Origin of the sequence: Corallincola luteus, from assembly GCF_004336975.1 — a bacterium.
GTDB lineage: Bacteria > Pseudomonadota > Gammaproteobacteria > Enterobacterales > Neiellaceae > Corallincola > Corallincola holothuriorum.
Genome location: NZ_SJXE01000004.1, coordinates 230,820 through 250,666 on the forward strand (window position 1 = coordinate 230,820; position 19,847 = coordinate 250,666).

At 46.9% G+C, this 19,847-nt stretch carries 17 protein-coding genes; 14 read left to right on the forward strand and 3 right to left on the reverse strand.

The window, feature by feature from the left end:
* Positions 1-8 precede the first annotated feature (8 nt).
* Positions 9-2,633: a DNA topoisomerase (ATP-hydrolyzing) subunit A gene (gyrA, locus tag EZV61_RS10615; protein ID WP_131415529.1), complete on the reverse strand. Its 2,625-nt coding sequence runs from the start codon at positions 2,631-2,633 to the stop codon at positions 9-11.
* 168 nt (positions 2,634-2,801) lie between these two features.
* Here gyrA and ubiG point away from each other — a divergent pair, with 168 nt between their 5' ends.
* From ubiG to adhE, 8 genes are all read left to right on the forward strand, one after another.
* Positions 2,802-3,512, forward strand: coding sequence for a bifunctional 2-polyprenyl-6-hydroxyphenol methylase/3-demethylubiquinol 3-O-methyltransferase UbiG (gene ubiG / locus EZV61_RS10620; RefSeq protein WP_114336727.1), 711 nt, complete (start codon positions 2,802-2,804; stop codon positions 3,510-3,512).
* Between the two features lie 5 nt (positions 3,513-3,517).
* Positions 3,518-4,189, forward strand: coding sequence for an HAD-IA family hydrolase (locus EZV61_RS10625; protein ID WP_131415531.1), 672 nt, complete (start codon positions 3,518-3,520; stop codon positions 4,187-4,189).
* A gap of 11 nt (positions 4,190-4,200) precedes the next feature.
* Positions 4,201-5,340 carry an FAD-dependent monooxygenase gene (locus EZV61_RS10630; RefSeq protein WP_131415533.1) on the forward strand — a complete coding sequence of 380 codons (1,140 nt, stop codon included), beginning with the start codon at positions 4,201-4,203 and terminating at the stop codon, positions 5,338-5,340.
* Between the two features lie 65 nt (positions 5,341-5,405).
* Complete coding sequence (locus tag EZV61_RS10635; RefSeq protein WP_130565525.1) at positions 5,406-6,173, forward strand: potassium channel family protein; 768 nt, start codon at positions 5,406-5,408, stop codon at positions 6,171-6,173.
* 182 nt (positions 6,174-6,355) lie between these two features.
* Positions 6,356-7,573, forward strand: a complete 1,218-nt coding sequence (locus EZV61_RS10640; RefSeq protein ID WP_130565524.1) for a pyridoxal phosphate-dependent aminotransferase — start codon at positions 6,356-6,358, stop codon at positions 7,571-7,573.
* Entirely contained in the window at positions 7,570-8,157 is a 588-nt protein-coding gene (gene yfbR, locus EZV61_RS10645) for a 5'-deoxynucleotidase (protein ID WP_130565523.1), read from the forward strand. The genes EZV61_RS10640 and yfbR overlap by 4 nt, the downstream gene beginning before the upstream one ends.
* A 14-nt stretch (positions 8,158-8,171) precedes the next feature.
* Complete coding sequence (locus tag EZV61_RS10650; protein WP_131415535.1) at positions 8,172-9,503, forward strand: anti-phage deoxyguanosine triphosphatase; 1,332 nt, start codon at positions 8,172-8,174, stop codon at positions 9,501-9,503.
* A 322-nt stretch (positions 9,504-9,825) separates the two neighbouring features.
* The gene (adhE, locus tag EZV61_RS10655) at positions 9,826-12,522 is read left to right on the forward strand and encodes a bifunctional acetaldehyde-CoA/alcohol dehydrogenase (RefSeq protein WP_276320499.1); all 2,697 of its coding nucleotides are present in this window, start codon (positions 9,826-9,828) and stop codon (positions 12,520-12,522) included.
* Between the two features lie 91 nt (positions 12,523-12,613).
* On the opposite strand, the gene EZV61_RS10660 is transcribed toward adhE, so the two are convergent.
* Entirely contained in the window at positions 12,614-13,123 is a 510-nt protein-coding gene (locus EZV61_RS10660; RefSeq protein WP_165569582.1) for a VC2046/SO_2500 family protein, read from the reverse strand.
* 158 nt (positions 13,124-13,281) lie between these two features.
* Between EZV61_RS10660 and EZV61_RS10665 the strand changes: the two genes are divergently transcribed.
* The 5 genes from EZV61_RS10665 (at position 13,282) to EZV61_RS10685 (ending at position 18,011) form a co-directional block, all read left to right on the forward strand.
* Positions 13,282-14,913 carry a response regulator gene (locus tag EZV61_RS10665; protein WP_131415539.1) on the forward strand — a complete coding sequence of 544 codons (1,632 nt, stop codon included), beginning with the start codon at positions 13,282-13,284 and terminating at the stop codon, positions 14,911-14,913.
* Positions 14,914-14,980: 67 nt separating this feature from the next.
* Complete coding sequence (locus EZV61_RS10670; protein WP_131415541.1) at positions 14,981-15,280, forward strand: hypothetical protein; 300 nt, start codon at positions 14,981-14,983, stop codon at positions 15,278-15,280.
* 64 nt (positions 15,281-15,344) lie between these two features.
* Entirely contained in the window at positions 15,345-16,331 is a 987-nt protein-coding gene (locus tag EZV61_RS10675) for a pentapeptide repeat-containing protein (RefSeq protein WP_114336738.1), read from the forward strand.
* 66 nt (positions 16,332-16,397) lie between these two features.
* On the forward strand, positions 16,398-16,850 hold the full coding sequence (locus EZV61_RS10680; protein WP_130565518.1) for an acyl-CoA thioesterase: 453 nt from the start codon (positions 16,398-16,400) through the stop codon (positions 16,848-16,850).
* Between the two features lie 45 nt (positions 16,851-16,895).
* On the forward strand, positions 16,896-18,011 hold the full coding sequence (locus EZV61_RS10685; RefSeq protein ID WP_131415543.1) for a pyridoxal-phosphate-dependent aminotransferase family protein: 1,116 nt from the start codon (positions 16,896-16,898) through the stop codon (positions 18,009-18,011).
* Positions 18,012-18,058: 47 nt separating this feature from the next.
* On the opposite strand, the gene EZV61_RS10690 is transcribed toward EZV61_RS10685, so the two are convergent.
* Positions 18,059-18,451: a DUF6559 family protein gene (locus EZV61_RS10690; protein WP_131415545.1), complete on the reverse strand. Its 393-nt coding sequence runs from the start codon at positions 18,449-18,451 to the stop codon at positions 18,059-18,061.
* Between the two features lie 183 nt (positions 18,452-18,634).
* Between EZV61_RS10690 and EZV61_RS10695 the strand changes: the two genes are divergently transcribed.
* Entirely contained in the window at positions 18,635-19,807 is a 1,173-nt protein-coding gene (locus EZV61_RS10695; protein WP_114336742.1) for a GGDEF domain-containing protein, read from the forward strand.
* The last annotated feature ends 40 nt before the right edge of the window (positions 19,808-19,847 follow it).

Consider the following 19,847-nt stretch of genomic DNA (forward strand, 5'->3'; position numbering starts at 1 on the left):
TTACCTGATTACTCGTCGGTGTTGGTTTCTGATGCATCAGATTCAACTGACACTGCGTCACCGTCACCATCTTCAATCAATTCACCATCAATGAGTTCGTCAGTTTCAACTTCATCAATCCGCTGCAAACCAACAACATGTTCATTTTCCGATGTTCGGATCAGGCGAACACCTTGAGTATTTCGGCCAACACTGCTCACTTCTGATACTCGGGTACGAACAAGGGTACCAGCATCGGTGATCAACATGATCTCTTCGTTTTCATCGACCTGTACAGCGCCAACGACAGAGCCATTACGATCACTGACTTTGATTGAAACAACCCCTTGCGTACCACGTCCTTTGGTCGGGTACTCCAGCTCAGAGGTACGCTTACCAAAGCCATTTTCTGTCACGGTAAGGATCTGCCCTTCCCCACGAGGGATAATCAGCGAGATAACCTTTTGACCAGGCTTCAACGTGATCCCTTTGACCCCGGCGGCTGTTCTGCCCATGGCACGAACATGCTCTTCGTCAAATCGAACCACCTTACCGCCATCAGTAAACAGCATGACTTCATTGCTACCATCTGTAATGTCGACACCCACCAAGGTGTTGCCTTCATCCAGATTAATGGCTCGAATACCGCTGGCCAATGGACGAGAGAATGCCGTAAGCGGCGTTTTCTTCACTCGGCCCGATGCTGTTGCGAAGAAGATATTGAGCCCCTCTTCGTACTCTTTCACCGGCAGGATTGCAGTAATCCGCTCGTCTTCGTCCAGCGGAAGTAGGTTCACGATCGGACGACCGCGCGCCGTACGGCTAGCCAATGGCAGCTGATACACCTTCAACCAGTACACTTTACCGGCGCTGGAGAAACACAAAATGGTATCGTGGGTATTGGCAACCAATAAACGTTCAATGAAGTCTTCTTCCTTCATTTTGGTTGCTGCTTTACCCTTACCGCCACGACGCTGGGCTTCGTAGTCAGATAGAATTTGATACTTCACGTAACCCTGATGTGACAGTGTCACCACCACATCCTCTTGGGTGATCAAATCTTCAAGGTTGATCTCAGCAGATGCGGCCGTGATCTCAGTCCGACGCTCATCACCGAATTCGTCCTTGATCGCTTCCAATTCCTCTCGGATCACTTCCATCAAACGTGCTGGATTAGCAAGGATATATAAAAGTTCAGCGATTAACTCGAGCAGCTCTTTATATTCATCAAGAATTTTTTCGTGCTCAAGACCGGTTAGCTTATGCAAACGCAAGTCAAGGATCGCTTGTGCTTGTTGCTCTGTAAGGAAATATTTACCTTCACGGATGCCAAACTCAGGCTCTAACCACTCTGGACGAGCAGCATCAACACCTGCGCGTTCCAGCATCTGGGCAACATCACCTAACGCCCAACCCTGTGCGATCAAGCCAGCTTTTGCTTCCGCTGGATTTGCAGAGTTTTTGATCAACTCAATAACGGGATCGACGTTTGACAGCGCGATGGCCAAACCTTCGAGAATGTGTGCTCGTTCACGGGCTTTACGTAGTTCAAAAACGGTACGACGAGTCACTACTTCACGGCGGTGATTAATGAACGCTGACAACATATCAACCAGCGTCATCAAACGTGGCTGGCCATGGTCGAGGGCAACCATGTTGATACCAAACACGTTCTGCAATTGAGTCTGCGCATAAAGGTTGTTAATCACAACCTCACTCACTTCACCCTTACGCAGTTCAATCACGATACGCATGCCGTCTTTATCCGACTCATCACGCAGCGCGGTAATGCCTTCGATCTTTTTATCTTTCACCAGCTCAGCGATCTTCTCGATCAGCCTTGCTTTGTTCACCATATAGGGGATTTCAGTGACGATAATGGACTCTTTACCATTCTTTTCGTCTGTCTCTATATCGTGTTTTGCTCGCAAATAGATCTTACCGCGGCCCGTGCGATAAGCTTCTTCGATGCCTCTCCGGCCGTTAATCTGAGCTGCGGTAGGGAAATCAGGACCAGGAATATACTCCAGCAGCTCATCAACCGTAATTTCCGGCTTATCGATCATTGCCAAGCAACCGTCGATCACTTCATTCAGGTTATGAGGTGGAATATTGGTAGCCATACCAACAGCGATACCAGAGCTACCATTAACCAATAGGTTTGGCACCCGTGTCGGCATAACCGCAGGGATCTGCTCTGTACCATCATAGTTAGGTACGTAGTCAACGGTTTCCTTTTCAAGATCGGCCAACAAAGAGTGGGCGATCTTTGACATACGGACTTCGGTATAACGCATGGCTGCGGCAGAGTCGCCGTCAATAGAGCCAAAGTTACCCTGGCCATCAACCAATGTGTAACGAAGAGAGAATGGCTGTGCCATTCGAACAATGGTGTCATACACCGCCGAATCGCCGTGGGGGTGATATTTACCGATGACGTCACCAACGACACGGGCTGATTTTTTATACGGCTTGTTAAAATCGTTCTTTAGTTCATTCATCGCGAATAAAACACGACGGTGAACCGGTTTCAAGCCATCCCTGACATCAGGTAGTGCGCGCCCCACGATAACGCTCATCGCATAATCAAGGTACGAGCTTTTCAGCTCCTCCTCGATGTTAATCGGGGTGATCTCTTTTGCGAGTTCGCTCATAAAAGGTCTAGTTCCCTACACGGATACTGAAGTTTCTAGTTATGGTATTTTGCCGCGGCATGCTAGCACGTTTTAATGGCCTCGTCAGCGCTCACGAATGACGCTGGCGCACACTTTTAACCTGCGTATAATCGGCAGTCACGAAATTGCCGAGGATTTGCACAATAAATGACAACCACAATGAATGTCGATCCGAAAGAAATTGCGAAATTTGAAGCTCTTGCACATAAGTGGTGGGACGAGCAAGGCGAGTTCAAACCATTACATCGAATGAATCCTGTACGGCTAAAATTTGTCGCCGACAGTGTCGGTGGCTTATTCGGCAAACGTATTCTCGATGTCGGTTGTGGCGGCGGTATTCTCGCAGAGAGTATGGCTCGCAGTGGCGCCGACGTTACCGGCATCGACATGGGTGAAGCTCCTCTTTCTGTTGCCCGCCTGCATGCATTGGAAACAGGTACAGCCCTGAACTATCAGCAGCAAACCGCCGAACAGCACGCAGAGCAACACCAAAACACCTATGACGTTGTGACCTGCATGGAGATGCTGGAACACGTTCCTGACCCAGCAGCAACGATCGCCGCCTGTGCTAGCATGGTAAAACCTGGCGGTCAGATATTTTTTTCAACACTCAACAAAACAGCAAAAGCCTGGTTGTTAGCCATTGTCGGCGCAGAGTATGTGCTGAAATTGCTACCCAAAGGTACCCACGAATTCGATAAATTCATTCGCCCAGCCGATCTCGTCAGCTATGCCGAGCATGCAGGGTTATCTCCAAAACAGATGACTGGGATCCACTACAACCCACTTCTGCAAACGTTTAAATTAAAGCCAAACGTGGACGTTAATTACATGCTGTATTGTACTCGCGAGGAATGAATCAGATGAATGTCGAAGGCGTATTATTTGATCTTGACGGCACCTTGCTAGATACAGCACCGGATCTTGGCGCAGCGTTAAATTATTTACTGGTTAAAGAGAATCTATCCACGCTGCCACTCGAACTTATCCGCCCTGTCGCCTCTCACGGCGCAAAAGGGCTCATTGACCTCGGTTTTGGAAAAAACATAGACGCCACTTTTTTCGCCGAATTAAGGCAAAGCTTATTGGATTACTACAGCGCAAATATCTGCGAGCACACTAATCTGTTTGATGGCGTTGCAGAGATCTTGGCAGAGCTCGACGCCAAGCATATTCCGTGGGGGGTGGTAACGAATAAGCCTGGTTGGTTAACCGATCCGCTTTTAGCTGATTTTAGCGAATTCTCATCCGCTCGTTGTATTATCAGTGGTGATACATTGCCAGTCAGAAAGCCCGACCCTGCGCCCTTATTTCACGCTGCAGAGTTGCTCGGTGTCGCCGCGAATAGCTGTATCTATGTTGGGGATGCAGAACGAGATATTGAAGCTGGAAGGCGCGCAGGGATGACAACAATGCTCGCCGCTTACGGCTATATTGCTGAACATGACACACCTGAAACTTGGCAAGCAGATATTAGTGTGTCCCACCCTGATGAGCTAAGCCTCTGGCTGCTCGAAAACCTGCAAGGTATTTAAGTAACACGCTCATGGTTAAACAAAGCATTCTCATCGTCGGTGCTGGCATTGCCGGTCTATCGCTCTACCGCGCGCTACGCCAACGCGGCCTAGATGCCACATTAGTTGAGAGATCGGCAAGCTTGTCGGCGAGCGGCGCAGGGATCTGTCTACCTGCAAATGCCATGGCTGGACTTCAATCTATTGGCTTAAAGCACAAAGTGTTAGATGCCGCTCATCAAGTCACTGAGATTGAATATGCCAAAGCCAATGGGCGTACATTAACGAAAGGCAGCCTGACCAGCTCACCTTTTGATGAACAGCCTTTCGTTGCCCTGCGACGGGATGCGCTTGTCGATATTCTTGCAGACGGCATAGAGCCCATCAGATTCAACTGCGCGCCACAACGATTAGAGCATACCCAAGAAGGAACACTCGTCGAATTCAGTGATGGATACAGCCAATTTTTCGACCTTATCATTGGTGCCGACGGGATCCACTCGAAGGTTAGAACGCTTGCCTTCGGCGAGGAGCCAATTGCAGATCTGGGGGTGAGTTGCTGGCGCTTTATTACTGAACTCACAGACGTTCCACAACATCCTCGATACCTGATAGGCAAAGACGATGCCTTCATGTTCTATCCGCTAGGGAACAACAGATTCTATTGCTACGCTCAAAGCCAGGACAGAAAAAAACGACTGTTAACTGCGCCGAAGAACGACTTGCTGAAAAGATTCAAACGCTACGAGCCCTGTGTCATTGACGCTCTGACCCAAGCAATTGATAGTGACGCCCTTATCAGTGGTCGATTAGAGAGCACTACCGGGACGCAATTTTATCACGGCAACATTGTACTCGTTGGGGACGCCCTACACGGTTGTCCGCCGAGTCTGCAACAAGGCGTCGCGTTAACACTTGAAGACACCATTATTTTGGCACGACTATTAAGTCGGTATCCGTATATACAAGCCCTTCCGCGTTACCAGCAACACAGAGAAAAACGAGTACAATGGGTAGTCAACGAATCGAATAGGATCATAAAGCTAGCAAATAAAGGGCGTTTTTTTCCTGGCAGGTTAATACGCAATATGATGCTCAGAAGCAAAGGCCCTGCAAACATGATTGGGTGGCAACGTTTGCTACAGGACGATCCTCTAACCAAAGTGCTCTAGAATTCCTCTTACCTTTACAAATCAGCATCTTAAGCTAGAGTAAAAACGGACAAAGGAGAGTCATCATGCCATCCTCAGCATTTAAATTTAGCAAAATGAGCATTCCCATTCCTAAGTTCAGCTTTCATATTCTGCTGACCAGCTTGATATTATTGATCATCATACCGCCCCACCTCACAGATATCGTTGGCAAGGTATTAACCATGGTGCTCTTTAATCTGGTTATGCTTGCCTCCTTGTACGTCGTTGCACAACAGAAGCGCACTTTTTATATCGGAATATTGTTGGCCATCCCTACCGTTTTAGTCGGCTGGGGTGACTTCTACTCAAGCGCTCATCTTGCTAATTACTTAAGAGCCTTAACCCTTATCGCTTTCTTCGGTTTTGTCAGTTTCCACCTTTTGAAATACCTAATTAAGCAGTTACACCCAAATACAGAGATGATTATTGCTGCCATCTCACTCTACTTTATCATCGCCCTGCTTTGGGCAATGATTTACGTCTCTCTTGAGATCCACTACCCGGGTTCATTCAACTTAAAAGCAGGGATTGACGGCGGTGATTTAACCGGTTTGATTAACGAATTGACCTACTTCAGTTTCGTTACTATTTCGACCCTAGGCTACGGCGATATTAGCCCACAAACCACTTTCACTCAGGGCTGGGTGGTGCTTGAAGCTATCGTCGGTCAGTTCTATATCGCCATCGTACTGGCACGACTTCTCGGGCTTTTCGTGGCAGAAGAAACAGCAAAAGAAGCGGAAAAAAATCACGTTAAAGAGATGCTGAAGAAGGCACAGTCAACACATAAGGATGACGGTACGCATCATTAATTTGCGGTGCATTCATCAACCGGGAACCTTGCAACACCATCATCAACAGCCGTTAGCAAGTCATGCAACCCAGACGATAATTGCGGCAACGATTCCTATGCAGGGAATAGCCGCTTATCTTCCCAAATCCCCCCGGATAGTGTTACTTTCGAATCACGAACTAATGAAGATCTTAAGGCACCATGAAGCAGGTCGAAAAATCTCACAAACTCAATGACGTATGCTACGAAATTCGAGGCCCAGTATTGCAAGAGGCAAAACGCCTTGAAGAAGATGGTCATCGCGTATTGAAGCTCAATATAGGTAATCCTGGACCTTGGGGCTTCGAAGCGCCAGAAGAGCTACTGATCGACGTCATTCATAACCTGCCTACCTCACAAGGCTATTGCGATTCCAAAGGTCTTTTTTCTGCGCGAAAAGCTGTCATGCAGCAATATCAACAACGTCAGGTATTTGGCCTCGATATTGAAGATATCTACATTGGCAATGGTGTCAGTGAACTCATATTGATGGCGATGCAGGCTCTCCTTAATAACCACGAGGAGATGCTGATCCCTGCGCCAGATTATCCCTTATGGACAGCCGCCGTCACCCTAGCCGGCGGCCAGCCAGTTCACTACGTCTGCGATGAAGCTGCCGACTGGCAGCCTGACATTGATGATATTCGTAGTAAAATCACCCCAAATACCCGTGGCATTGTCGTTATTAACCCTAATAACCCAACAGGGGCTGTTTACAGCAAAGAGATTTTACTGGAAATAGTGGAGTTAGCCCGTCAACACGACCTAATTATTTACGCCGACGAAATCTACGATAAGATCCTCTACGATGGTGCTGAGCATATTACCCTCGCCTCATTGGCCGATGATGTATTGATGGTGTCATTTAATGGATTGTCCAAGAGCTATCGAGCTGCAGGGTTTCGTGCTGGATGGATGGCTGTTACTGGACCAAAGATCCGTGCCCAAGGCTATATCGAAGGGCTGACCATGCTGGCATCCATGCGCCTTTGTGCCAACGTACCCTGTCAGCACGCAATACAGGCAGCATTAGGGGGGTACCAGAGTATTAATGAACTGATCCTCCCCGGTGGCAGACTATTAGCTCAGAGAGACATCGCTTACGAGATGCTGAATCAAATTCCAGGGGTCAGCTGCACCAAGCCAAAAGGCGCGCTATACGTCTTTCCAAAGCTCGATCCCAAGCGTTACCCGATCCACAATGATGAAAGATTTGTCCTAGACCTCCTCCGCCAGGAAAAACTCCTGATTGTCCAAGGCAGCGCATTTAATCTTCCGACAACAGATCATTTTCGCCTAGTCACCTTGCCACGAGAAGATCAGCTAAAAGACGCGATTAACCGTATCGCGCACTTTCTGGAGAGCTACAAACCGTCATGAGTGATAACAGCCACTTCTTCGCGCATATGGCGAGACTAAAACTGATCCAACGCTGGCCGTTAATGCGCAATACTCAAGTAGAAAATGTACAAGAACATAGTCTGCAAGTGGCAATGATCTCCCATGCCCTGGCAGTCATTAGAAATAGATTTTTTGACGGTTCGCTGAACGCTGCTGAAATTGCACTGCAAGCGCTCTATCATGACGCTAGCGAAGTTATTACCGGCGACCTTCCTACCCCCATCAAATATCACAACCCTGAGATCGCTAAAGAGTACAAAAAGATAGAAACGGCCGCGGAACAACGTTTACTAGAGATGCTTCCCAACGAACTATGCGCCGACTTTGAGGGGTTGCTCATTGGGGCTAAGCAGTTACCAGAACACAAATTAATTATCAAAGCCGCTGATACACTTTGCGCTTACTTGAAATGTCTTGAAGAGCAAAACGCAGGCAATAGTGAATTCAATCAAGCGAAACAGCGATTGGAACAGCAACTGGCGCAGTTTGCACTGCCCGAGGTGGACTACTTTATTCGTCACTTTGTAGCGAGCTTTAACTTAACCCTCGATGAGATCAGTTAGCAGGAGCGAAAACGATGGAAAGTCTTGTTTGGCAGCAGCGCCGGCTCGAAGAAACGAAGACAAGGCGTAATGATCATCGCTCTGCTTACCAACGAGATCGCGCTAGGATCCTGCATTCGGCAGCATTCCGGCGACTCCAGGCCAAAACCCAAGTGCTTGGCGCAGGGATGAATGACTTCTACCGCACTCGGCTAACCCATTCATTAGAAGCGGCACAAATCGGCACAGGCATTCGTGCCCAATTAGCATTAAAACATCCTCAGCATCATCAACTACTCGATAGCGACGCGTTAATCGAAGCGATCTGCCTCGCCCATGACATTGGTCATCCCCCCTTTGGTCATGGCGGTGAAATAGCCCTGAATTACATGACAGCTGAACATGGCGGGTTTGAAGGGAATGCACAAACATTTCGCATTTTGGCGAGGTTAGAGCCCTATACGAAAAGCCATGGCATGAACCTTTCAAGACGCACACTTCTCGGCGTACTTAAATACCCGCAAACACTGAATAACCTTTGCCATCAGCGCTATCCAGCTAAGTCCGACAATCACAGAAAAGTAGTGGCTAGCACATGGCACCCACCTAAAGGCATATTTGACTGTGACCAACCACTACTGGATTGGGTACTCGCTCCCTTTTCCAACAGTGACAAAGAGTTGTTTATGCGCTTTGAGTCGAGCGAAGGACATGCAAAAACAGCATTCAAATCATTAGACTGCTCGTTGATGGAGCTAGCAGACGACATCGCCTACGGCATACATGACATGGAGGATGCCGTTGTCATGGGTATCGTTACGCGCGATGAATGGCAACAACATGTCATAAAACCGCTTCTCGCACTGCATGAACCTTGGTTTACAGAAAATATTGACCGTATAACCAACCAACTGTTTAGTCGATACCAATACGATCGAAAAGACGCCATTGGCGCTTTAGTTAACACCCTTATCTCATCGGTAGAGCTATCGCACGACGAACGCTTTGAGTCCCCTTTGCTCGCATCTAACGCAAAACTCGGCCCACTGATGCACCAGGCTCTGGCTGTATTTAAGCGGTTTGTATTCAATTTTGTCATTCGTAAACCGGAACTACAGCTACTTGAATTTAAAGGACAACAAGTCGTAATGGCGCTTTTTGAGGCATTCGAAACCGATCCTACTCGTCTACTGCCTGACGATGTTAATAACCGCTGGCAGCACGCACGAGCACAAGAAGGTATCACCTCTGGTTACCGCGTTATTTCCGATTACATATCGGGCATGACCGACGCATTTGCCAACCGCCTTTATCAAACACTGTTCCTACCAAATTCCAGCACACTCAACAGCCGGCATGATTTTTAATAGATATCAGTGCGTTACAAAAAACTCACAGCAACAAAGCTAGATCGGCGTGTGAATTTTTAATAAAATTACACTTCCCCCCAACTGTCGGCACCACCAGCGCGCCACACATCACAAAGGCGCGCCAAAATGAGACTTAAAACTTTCATTTATGTAATTAAATTACAATTGATCCATATCAAGCATACCTAGATAGAGGCATCTATACTCTCAGCCACGCAAAAAATTTATTAAACAGGCTTACCGAACAGCAGCAAAAGCTGGACTATACTCTACATCTCGTTAAGCTACGGCTTTTGTAAGTAAACTGTTGGTCTGTTTAATAAATTTCACATCTCACCAGGAGACACAGTCGATGCCTGTCACCAATATGGAAGAGTTAAACGCTCTTGTTGAACGCGTCAAAACGGCACAACGTACATTTGCAACATACAGTCAGGAGCAGGTTGATCAGATCTTCCGCGCTGCTTCTCTAGCTGCTTCTACTGCTCGTATCGAGCTGGCCAAAATGGCTGCAGAAGAATCAGGCATGGGTATCATGGAAGACAAAGTGATCAAGAACCACTTTGCTTCAGAATTCATCTACAACAAGTATAAAGATGACAAGACCTGTGGCGTAATCGAAAGCAACGAAGAAGGCGGTACTATTACTATCGCTGAGCCAGTAGGTATCGTTTGTGCGATCGTTCCGACCACTAACCCAACCTCTACTGCCATCTTTAAAGCGTTAATCTCGCTTAAGACTCGCAACGGTTGTATTTTTTCTCCGCACCCACGTGCTAAGAACGCTACGAACTACGCAGCGAAACTGGTTCTGGATGCCGCAGTAGCTGCAGGCGCACCTAAAGACATCATCGGTTGGATTGATCAACCGTCAGTTGAACTGTCTAACGCCCTAATGACTCACAACGACATCAACTTGATCCTCGCTACGGGTGGTCCAGGTATGGTGAAAGCAGCTTACTCTTCTGGTAAGCCAGCGATCGGCGTAGGTGCAGGTAACACACCTGTAGTTATTGACGAAACTGCAGATGTTAAGCGTGCTGTTTCTTCCATCCTTATGTCTAAGACATTCGATAACGGTGTTATCTGTGCGTCTGAGCAAGCAGCCATCATCGTTGAGTCTAAGTACGACGAAGTGATCGCTCGTTTCGCTAAATATGGCGCCGCTGTATTGAACAAGTCTGATGCAGACAAAGTACGTAAGGTATTGATGATCGATGGCGCGTTGAACGCCAAGATTGTTGGTCAACCAGCATATAAGATCGCTGAATTAGCAGGCGTGACTGTACCTGTAGCGACCAAAATCCTTATCGGTGAAGGTCTTGAAGCGTCATACGATGACGAGTTTTCTCACGAGAAACTCTCTCCAACGCTGGGTGTTTACAAAGCGAAAGACTTTGAAGACGCTGTTCGTCAAGCTGGTATCATTTTGGATATCGGTGGTGTCGGCCACACTTCTGTGCTCTATACCGACCAAGACGCCAATGCTGATCGTATCGCTTACTTCGGCGACAAGATGAAGACTGCTCGTATTCTTATCAATACGCCTTCTTCACACGGCGGTATCGGTGACCTTTACAACTTCGAACTTGCACCATCACTGACCTTGGGTTGTGGTTCTTGGGGTGGCAACGCAATCTCTGAAAACGTAGGTCCTAAGCACCTAATTAACAAGAAAATTGTTGCTAAGCGAGCTGAGAACATGTTGTGGCACAAACTACCTAAATCAATCTACTTCCGTCGTGGCTCTCTGCCTATTGCAATGGACGACCTGGAAGGTAAGAAACGCGCACTTATCGTTACTGACCGTTTCTTATTTAACAACGGCTACATTGATGACCTTCGCGCTATTCTTAAAGATAAAGGCATGGAAGTTGAAATCTTCCACGAAGTAGAAGCCGATCCTACTCTGACTATCGTGCAGAAAGGTGCTGAGGCATGCCACAGCTACCAACCTGACGTTATCTTGGCTGTTGGTGGTGGTTCACCAATGGATGCGGCGAAGATCATGTGGGTTATGTACGAGCACCCAGAAACAGACTTCGCAGACCTGTCTATGCGCTTCATGGACATCCGTAAGCGTATCTACAAGTTCCCTAAAATGGGTTCTAAAGCTGAACTGGTTTGTATCACTACCACTTCAGGTACTGGCTCTGAAGTAACACCTTTCGCAGTTGTTACAGACGACAAGACTGGCCAAAAATACCCACTGGCTGACTACGAATTGACACCTAACATGGCTGTTGTAGACGCCAACTTAGTTATGGACATGCCGAAGTCTTTATGTGCCTTTGGTGGTTACGATGCTGTGACTCACGCTATGGAAGCTTATGTTTCTGTTCTCGCAAATGAGTACTCAGATGGCCAGGCGCTGCAAGCACTTAAACTTCTGAAGCAGTTCCTGCCAAGTTCATATCAAAATGGCAAGGCTGATCCAGTTGCTCGTGAAAAAGTTCACAACGCAGCCACAATCGCTGGTGTTGCTTTTGCGAATGCTTTCTTGGGTGTTTGTCACTCAATGGCTCACAAACTGGGCGCAGAGTTCCATGTACCTCACGGTCTGGCGAACGCACTGTTATTGGCTAACACTATCCGTTTCAATGCCACTAACACACCAACTAAGCAGACTGCATTCTCACAGTATGACCGTCCAAAAGCCCGTGCTCGCTACGCCGAAGTAGCTGATCACCTGGGTCTGGGTGGTAAAAACACTGAAGAGAAAATTAACAACCTGCTGACTTGGTTGGAAGAGCTGAAAGTTGAGTTAAATATCCCACTGTCAATTAAAGACGCGGGTGTTGACGAAGCAGCATTTATGGCGAAAGTTGACCAATTGGCTGTTGACGCGTTTGATGACCAGTGTACTGGTGCCAACCCTCGCTACCCACTGATCAGTGAACTGAAGCAGGTATTGATCGACTCCTACTACGGTCGTCCATACCAAGAAGGCGATGATAGCGCTGATGCCCTGAACAAGGCCGTTAAAGCTAAGAAGTCACCTGCTAAGAAGAAGTAATTTCTAACTTAGTATGAAAAAGCCCGCTTAATAGCGGGCTTTTTTATGCATGAAACTCACGGAGACAACTGTCACGGCTAGGTTTCGTGATTTATAGCGCTGTTTGTGAGCTGCTATGCAGCTTATTCAGTAGTTCAATCATCGGCTCGCTCGAAGAGTATTCAGACTTTGGGCAGACGTCAGCCCGTTTCCAATGAGGCAGAATATCGAGAATATCCGCAGGTAAAGAGTTATCGTCCTCTTTCTTAGCCACTAACGCCGTCGGCGCGAGCGCAGCGAGTAGCCTTACGTCAGTGATCGAACCACCTTCAGCAAATAGTTGACTCTGATTTGTCGCACGCAGCATCGTTTCAGCATCGCTGAATAACGGCGCACTCTCTGGTAACGAAAACTCTTTCCTTAATTGCGTCTCATCTGGCGCGGGTTTGATACTGTCAAAACAAGCAAACTGAAACTGCGGCTGATCAAGCACATCATCCGACAACATACTTAGCAGATAAGCGAACTTAGCAGAATCGCCGCTACCAACCGCTTTATTTAGCGATTGGCCGAGCTGAAGCTCATTAACGATGATTGACGAATTGACCTGTTCGGACTGCACAATTCTTTTCCAGTATGAAACCTAACTTCATATCGGCTTCATTATTAGATTCTTTAACTGTTTCTCTTCCAGTTGTTGATCAACGCCACTCAACGCATTGACATCGCTATGCTATATTCCAGCGAAGGGACTAATCCGCAGCTGTAAAGGAAGTGAACTTGAGCCTGACCCACTCCCACGTGCTTGTAGTTGATGACCAACGTTCATTTCAGGTAATGCTTAAAGGCATGCTGAATAATATCGGCTTTAACAACATCGAAATGTGTGAAACCGGTGAGCAAGCCTGTAAGTACTGTGATGACCGCCCTTTTCAACTGCTCTTAGTCGACTATAACCTGGGCGTAAACAAAAAAAATGGCCGCCAACTTTTGGAAGAGCTGCGCGGGAAAGGGCTGATTACAACAGAGGCTATCTTTATCATTGTGACGGGTGAAAATAGTCGAGCCATGGTTTTGGGGGCGTTAGAAAACCAACCTGACGACTACATAATGAAGCCATTTTCCCAACGTCAGCTCAGTTCACGTATCGAGAGAGCGCATCAAAAACGACAAGCGATGCAAAGTGTATTGCAGCCGTTAAACGATAAAAACTACCCAGAAGCAATTGCAGCTTGTCATACGTTGATCGCCGCGGGCAGCAAATACAGCAACCATTGCAAAAATTTATTGGCTGAACTCTATTGCAAGGTGGGGCAGTATGAGAAATCAGAACAATTTCTAAAAGCACTGTTAGCCGAGCGAGATATCACGTGGGCAAAAGTAGCATTAGCCAAAGCGCACATGGGTCTGAAACGTTATGATGTCGCCATCCAAACACTGGAAGAGTTGCTAACCCAGCACCCATTACTATTAGATGCTCATGATCTTAAAGCACAATGCCAATATATGCTCGATCAACCAGAACAAGCCCTGCAGTCTTTACAAGATGCAGCAGAGATATCTCCCCATTCGATTGAAAGGCAGCAACACATAGCTCGGTTATCCCGGGAAGTTGAACTCTCAGAGCTAACACAAAATACCTATCAAACAATCTATGAACTAAGTAAACGTTCATTACATCACAACGTCGAACACCTGCTCAATTATGTACGGAGTACGTTTGAAGCAGCAGAGAGCGCAGAGGAAGCGACCCGGCGTCACAAGTACCAACATGAAGCCATGAATGCGCTATTCCGTGCTAGACACGATAATCTCTATGGGAATTTTGACTTTGCAACGTTTGAAGGGCTCTGCCAAGCCAAGCTTGAAGCTGCGAAAGGTGAATTAATCAAAGCAAAGAAAAGCTATTACAACGCTTTGAAAGGGCTTGTCGAGCAAGGGAAGGACAAACTACCCATAGAGTTTTCCGGTGAAGGGCTGATAACACTATGCCAGATTGGCGAGTTTGAAGAGATGCAACACCTCGCAGAGCGAATGCAAAAAAGTACTAACTTAGGCACCTATGCTCGCGACGCACTACAAAGCTATCAAGCGGATGACGCACAACATGAACGGGTTGCGCAATTCCGCCAATGCCACCAAGACGGTAGCAGATATTACGAGCAGGGCAATTACGACGCAGCCGTGCGCGCATTTCGCACGGCGCTTAGCCTCGCGCCAACCAATACCGGTGCTGCACTAAATATGATCCAATCACTATTGCAACTTTGTAAAGCGGAGAAAAAGCCACACGAGCTGCTACGCGAATGCAAAGAGTTTTTCCGCTTGCTCGACGGCGTCTCCCTCCCCTCGCGCCACAAAATACGCTATCAAGACCTAAAGCAAAGCTACAACAAGCTTCAACAAAAATAGTAATTTTCTTTTTCAATTATCTATTTGACCGTTTACACTTCATCAAAATAGATAATTGAACTTTCCTATGCATCCAATAGTCAAAACTCTTTCGGCCAGCACTTTCGTTTTATCGACAGTATTCATTCTGAGCGCCTGCACAACTCAAAATGGTTGTGAAAACATTGAAGAAGTTCTTGCGCAAGAGAAAATGTGTAAAGACTTACAAAAACAGATAAGCAGCACATCAAGCCTACAGGTACGTGGCGCCCTAAAAGACCAGTATCAACAAGAGTGTGTCGATTTCCGCTATTATCGAGACAACTTCGAAGGTGGCAACATCTGCACATTAGAGGATAAAGAAGCTGTCGGTAAAGAAAGCGACTAAGCCTCCTAGCAACTCCTCTTCACCAATCTATAATTAGGTCAACGAGTTATCATTCTTTGACCTAATGCCTAGTATAACCAAACATAAATGCGGATTTGTTGGCGCGGGATCCCGCCAGTGTAGCCAAGAAGCGTTAGCTCACGGCTACTGCTTTTGGCACGATCCCAATAGCGACAAATCTGGCATAGATATAAAAACGCCACTCGAAAAATACGTGCGTAATGGTGAAGTATCCCAAGGACTTCAACTCAAACGCGCTAGGCTTGAACAACTTGATTTGGTTAACCGGGGCGCCAGCTCAGGGTTTGACCTCCGAGGAAGCGACCTATATCGCGCGTCACTGCGTGGTGCACATCTTTTTTCCATTGATTTATCCAACTCGTCACTGATGAAAGCTGATCTTAGCGGCGCCAACCTTCATTGTGCCAATCTGAAGCAATGCAATCTATTGGGCACAAAACTTAAAGGTACGCGATTAGACAACGTTAACATCGGCAAGCAGCTATTGCAGGAGAAAAGAGGACATAAGCTATGGAAGGCTGGCCATAAGCAAGAAGCGTTTGATAATTTTCAGCAAGCCGAGGAGGTATACCGAGATCTACACAAGGCAGCTGATAGCCAAGGCCTATTTGAGATGGCTGGCTATTGCCTACACAAAGAACTGACCATGCGCCGCTACCAAATGCCGAAGCCCTCCCTTAAGCGGGCGATATCTAAAGGAATAGATCTCTTTTGTGGTTACGGCGAGCGGCCATTTAATGTTGTCTTATTCGCCATGCTTTTTATTCTGGTTTGCGCCGTGGCTTACTTCCTGCTGGGGATCACACATCAAGGACAACTACTGATGTTTACGCCTGAAACGTTAGGTATGGAGGACGTTAATAGTGCGCTTGCCTGTCTCTACTTCAGTGTCGTCACATTCACGACATTAGGTTATGGTGACATAGCCCCTGTTGGACTATCGCGTTTCATTGCCGCGTTTGAAGCATTTACCGGCAGCTTTACTATTGCTTTGTTTGTTGTCGTGTTCGTAAAAAAGATGACTCGTTGAAGCGTGCTGGAAATCCCTGCTATTTGCCCCTAGACTGGTCATACCAGAAGAAGACTAGTGGTACTTATGAATAATCTGCTCAATGACTTCCCGGTTGTAATTGAACAAGCAGTTGCTTGGGGTGAAATGGATGCACTGAATCACGTCAATAACAGTGTCTACTTCAAGTATTTCGAAAACGCCCGGATCGCCTACTTCGGCAAAATTAAAGTGATGCAACAAATGCAGACACTCGCGTTAGCCCCTGTACTGGCATCAACGCAATGTCGATATAAAATGCCACTAACCTACCCGGACTCTATCTCAATAGGCGCAAGGATCAGCGAACTCAATAACGACAGGTTCATGATGGAGTACCGAGTGGTCAGTCATAAAAATCAACGCACTGCCGCCGAAGGTTCAGCGCTTGTCGTTGCTTATAACACCAAAGCACAGCGTAAAGACAACCTGCCCTCATCAGTCGTCGAAGTGATTAGATCAGTCGAAAGAATTAATCTTGTAGACAACACGTTACTCTAATTTACTCAGGTAGTTAGAAAAGACATATAAGAAAGAGAACTCACCATGAACCCTAACAGCTTTCAGCCACCAAGACGCACCTTAATGGGCCCTGGCCCATCCGATATATCAGACCGAGTATTAAGCGCCCTGTCACGCCCAACCATAGGTCATTTGGACCCTCTATTTATCGGCATGATGGATGAAGTTAAAGCGCTACTTCAATATGCGTTCCAAACAAAGAACGAGATGACCCTGGCCATTTCAGCACCGGGCTCTGCAGGTATGGAAGCCTGTTTTGTAAATCTTTTGCAACCTGGTGACAAAGTTATCGTTTGCCGCAACGGCGTATTCGGCAGCAGGATGGTTGAAAACGTCCAACGCTGCGGCGGCATCGCAGTGACAGTCGATGATCCATGGGGGCGTGCAATCACCCCTGAAAAGCTCGAAGAGGCATTGCTAAAGCACCCTGACAGCAAATTTGTTGCATTCGTTCATGCAGAAACGTCAACTGGGGCTAAATCAGATGCGAAAACGCTCTGTGCTATCGCCAAAGCTCATAATTGTTTAACTATTGTTGATGCTGTTACATCGCTCGGCGGTATCGAATTAAAAGTCGACGAATGGGGTATCGACGCTATCTATTCAGGCAGTCAGAAGTGTCTTTCTTGCGTACCAGGCCTCTCCCCTGTCAGCTTCAGCCCTGCCGCAGTTGAACATATTAAGCAGCGCACCCACAAGGTTCAAAGCTGGTTTTTAGATCAGTCTCTGGTTATGGATTACTGGGCTGGTGAAGGGAAACGGTCGTACCATCATACTGCGCCCGTCAATGCGCTTTATGGCCTCCATGAGGCACTTGTACTACTGCATAACGAAGGGTTAGAAAAAGCGTGGGCCAGACACCAGCATATGCACCAACAATTGCACGAGGGGTTAGCACTACTCGACATCGATTTTATCGTTCCCAAGGAAGAGCGACTGCCACAACTCAATGCTGTGCACATCCCAAATAATGCGAACGATGCAGAGGTTAGAAATAGACTACTGGCGGAATACAACCTTGAGATTGGTGCTGGGCTCGGAGAATTAGCCGGAAAAGCATGGCGTATCGGATTAATGGGTTATGGTGCGCGGCGAGAAAACATCACATTACTACTTGGCGCGCTTAGAGAAATTCTATGACGCTACAGAAACAAACAAGCGCCTCTATGGCGCTTGTTGTTAAACAATTATCGACGACGAGAAGGCCAAGGAAAACGCCAACTGTCCCAAGGGATCCCTTGAGGACCAGATTGGTTCGCGTACTGATAAAGGTACTGTGTTGTTAATACTTGTTCAGGTTCTAAATTCAATTTTTCACGGATCTTACTGCGCACCCGTTGGTAGCTGAGAGATAGCCTTTGACTGCGCGCCCATGCATTAAAATCACTTTCGGATAAGAAAATAGCATAAGCTTGTTCTGCTGCACGCTCGCCAAGTAAACCACAACGATCTAATCCAATATTTACTTCATCAATCGTATAGCTGTTTCTGTCACCATAACAAGCGCGAAGATATGGGGAAACAAGAGTGATAACTTTTATGAGTTGTTTCCGGGTCGAGAACAAACTAAAAAAGGACATAAATCAGTTATCTCCGTGACTGAGGAGGCCGCATCATACCAAAAACGTGACACAGTTCAAATATTTTGCGTTCTTAGTTTTGACCTATTCGCTTTTTAGAGTGCGGTGTTGCCATTTACCGGCAAGGGTTTAGCATGCAAGAAAAGCGCAGATAATAAGATGCGGCCGGAGACTCGATCTTAAATGGTAACAATAAAGCTACTTCCGAGTGACGTTAAGCAGCGAGCTTTGACCGAACGCTTTTTGCTATCAGCATCAGCCTACATACTTTGTGTATCACTCGCGTGGATGTCTTCCGCTTTTGGCTTGGCTGAAATTAACTCCTCCATTCTTATATGGTCTACGGCCATCATCTCCGCTTACATCATCACGCTGTTTGTAGTCTATCGTTCAGGTCTCAACACCTTGATCGAAGATTCCGTCTTAACCCGCTTACAAATGCTTGCAGCAATCGGCTGGAGTAGCTTTTTTATTAGCCAAACCCAAGAGTTACGCGGCGCATTCCTGATGGTGTATCTGTTTATTACCATGTTTAGTTTTTTCACCCTAAACAGAGCACAAACCATCATCATGTCGTTTTTTATCTCCGCCTCATACGGTTGGGTGATCCTATACGATTGGGTAACGCAAACACCAAATTTTAACCCTCATGCCAATTTGTTGCAGTGGACAATATTGACTGCCGTATTGATATGGCTTTGTGCCATCGCCGGGTATATGACTCATGTCAGAGATAAGGTTCGTCGCTCTTCGCTACAAATTAAACAGCAAAACAGTCAGATACAGGAAACCAACGAAGAGTTAGCCTTAGCCCTATCACGCGTAGAAGAGCTAGCGAGCACCGATGAACTAACCGGATTGGGTAATCGTAGGTATTTACGAAAGGAAGCTACCAAGCTGGCTTCGGAACAATACCAGGAGAACAAGGCATTCGCCGTTTGTTTGTTGGATGTCGACCATTTTAAGCGGATTAACGATACCTACGGCCATCAAAAGGGCGACGAGTTGTTACGAGAGATCGCTGAAGTCATGAGAAATCAGCTGTCAGAAGCGGCAACTCTCGCTCGTTTTGGGGGCGAAGAGTTTGTACTTCTGTTGCCGGAAGCAACAATGGAATCCACTAAAGCCGTTTGTGAAAAGCTACTTAAGCAGATAACGTCACACCATTTTGTCGCTATCAATGGCTCGCAAAAGATAAGCTTATCGATCGGAGCAACACTCTTTTGTAGTGGCGACAATATGGATAAAGCACTCCGCCGCGCAGACCAATCTATGTACCAAGCCAAGGCCAACGGTCGCAACCAGTGCGCATACGATTTCTCATTAGACGCAAGTATTGTAAATATATCCAATTAGTAAGTTAGAATTTTAATGCCCGTTGTCATTCATTTAGAAA